The 1,226-nt window shown below is 71.1% G+C and carries 2 protein-coding genes; one reads left to right on the forward strand and one right to left on the reverse strand.

The window, feature by feature from the left end:
* Positions 1-510: LysR family transcriptional regulator (locus tag AC27IO_RS24435; protein ID WP_498741242.1), on the reverse strand; the 510-nt coding region annotated here is incomplete at its 3' end.
* A 110-nt stretch (positions 511-620) separates the two neighbouring features.
* Between AC27IO_RS24435 and AC27IO_RS24440 the strand changes: the two genes are divergently transcribed.
* A complete protein-coding gene (locus tag AC27IO_RS24440; RefSeq protein WP_487116514.1) occupies positions 621-1,019 on the forward strand; it encodes a tautomerase family protein in 399 nt (132 codons plus the stop codon).
* Positions 1,020-1,226 lie beyond the last annotated feature (207 nt).

The raw sequence follows: 1,226 nt of genomic DNA on the forward strand, positions 1-1,226 counted from the left end.
CGTGGCGGCATTGGCGGCAGGCCGTGCGCGGGCCGCGCCGGCCGTCGTGCGCGCGGCGGGCAAGGCCATGGTCAGCCCCACGTCGAACTCGCCGCCGGCATAGCCCGCTTCGACCAGCCCGCTTTTCTGCACCGTGACCTGCAGCCGCACCTGCGGGTACTGCGCCTCCACCCGCGCCAGCAGGCCCGCCAGATCGGCCGGGCGGAAGTAATCGGTGACCCCGAGCCGCAGCGTGCCCTGCAGCGCCACGCCGTGCAGATCGCGCCAGGCCGCCTCGCTCAGCGCGAGCAGCTGGCGCGCATGGCCGAGCAGCCGCTCGCCCGCTGCCGTGGGCGCCACGCCGGCCTTGGAGCGCAGCAGCAGCGACTGGCCGGCCTGCTCTTCGAGCTTGCGCAACTGTTCGCTGACGGCCGACTGCGACAAAAACACCCGCGGCGCGCCGGCCGTGAGGCTGCCCGCGTCGATCACGGCGGCGAAGGTGCGAAGCTGGTCGAGGGGAAAGGCATGCATGGCGCAGTGCATCCAACGGAATAACCGATGGATGGTATCCATGAATCCCGCTTTTCAGGACGGTGGATGCGGCGAAAAATCACGGCATCCCTTCAACGAGCACCCGCACCATGCCCCACATCGCCATCCACCTGTCCGGCCCCGCCGATGCCGCCCTGGCCAGCCGCGCGACGGCGGCTGTCGCCGACATCACCCAGAACGTACTGGGCAAGGCCCTGCCCGTGATCGCCACCACGGTGCAGTTCATCGCGGCCGACCAATGGTTCATCGGGGGCGTCTCGCTGGCCGAGCTGGGCCAGACCGCCTTCCACCTGGACATCAGCATCACCGACGAGACCAACACCAAGGCGGAGAAGGCGCGCTACCTGCGCGAGATCCATGCCGCGTTCGCCGGCCTGCTGCCCCGCCTGCACGAGGTGAGCTACATCCACCTGATCGATGCCCGCGCGGCCGCTTACGGCTACGGCGGACGCAGCCAGGAATGGCGGCACCAGCAGGCCGGCGTATAGCAGCGCGGTGCAGGTGCTGCCACGCCCTGCGGCGGCAGCGTCAGCGCATCGGGATGACGAACACCCGGCGGCGCGCCTCGCAGCCCGGGCCGTCGTAAGGCGTGCTGTCGCGCTCCCAGCCCGGCCCTGGCGACACCTGGGCGCAGACGCGCTTGCCGTCGACCTTGCTGCGCCAGAAGTACCACGGCGCGGGCGCGGCCCCCGCAG

The organism is Acidovorax sp. KNOB132, from assembly GCF_057541515.1.